Origin of the sequence: Brevibacterium gallinarum, assembly GCF_014836885.1 — a bacterium.
In the GTDB taxonomy this organism is placed as follows: domain Bacteria; phylum Actinomycetota; class Actinomycetes; order Actinomycetales; family Brevibacteriaceae; genus Brevibacterium; species Brevibacterium gallinarum.
Window position 1 is genome coordinate 1 of sequence record NZ_JACSPY010000038.1, and the last position, 850, is coordinate 850.

Genomic DNA, 850 nt, shown 5'->3' on the forward strand with positions numbered 1-850 from the left:
CACCTGGGCCTAGCCGACCCCACCACCCCGACATTCAAAACCAAGGAAATCCTGCCAACTACTTGACGCGGGACAATGATTTTTGCGGCGTTGTCTGGGATGCGGGCGGGGATCTTCACGATCTTTCCGTTGATCTCGATAAGTGCGGCGTGGATGGCCCGCAGCGTGGTGATGATCTGCTTCAGCGACAGTCCTGTCCTGTCTTGCATGTGGCGGGCGACTGCCAGCGCGGTGAACACGATGGTCAGGTGCGCTTCGATCGCGTCCCGGGTGTGGTGGAAGATCGGTCGGGCTGCTAGGTCGGACTTCGACATGCGGAAGGACTGCTCAACCCGCCACAAGTCGTGATACGAGCTGATGATCTCCTCGGCGGGCATCATGGTCGCGGGGATGTTCGTGACGTAGCCCTTGAGCCCGACCAGGCGGCGGGCCCGCTTGAGCGCGGCTTCGTCGAGTTTCCGCCCGGCTGCTGTGGTCTTGACGAACCTCGCTGACTTCACCTGGCGTTGCCCGTCGATGATCTCTTGAGCACGGTTGGCCTGGAGGTTCAGGGTCTGCTGATCCCGCAGCGCCCGTTTGCGTGAGAATGCCCATACTGCCCGCCAGTCCTTGCCCATCTGCTCTGGATTCCACACTGGTTCCTCGCGCAGCAGGACGTCGTTCGTGGCCGTTCTGCCGTAGCGTGGAGTCACGGTGTCGACGATCTGCCCGTCAGTGAACGCATCCCCGTGCCACCGGAAATGTGAGGCCAGATCGTTGGGTGCTTTCGTTACCCTGTCGCGCGTCAGACTTAGTGGCAGGGCCGTTATGTAGGTCCTGAAGGAGAGTCAGACATGGGTAGACCACCCTC

1 pseudogene is annotated in these 850 nt (G+C 61.3%); it reads right to left on the minus strand.

Annotation, left to right across the window (positions count from 1 at the left end):
- Positions 1-74: 74 nt before the first annotated feature.
- Positions 75-776, minus strand: a pseudogene (locus H9634_RS14375) (IS1634 family transposase); the annotation flags it as partial.
- Positions 777-850: the final 74 nt, after the last annotated feature.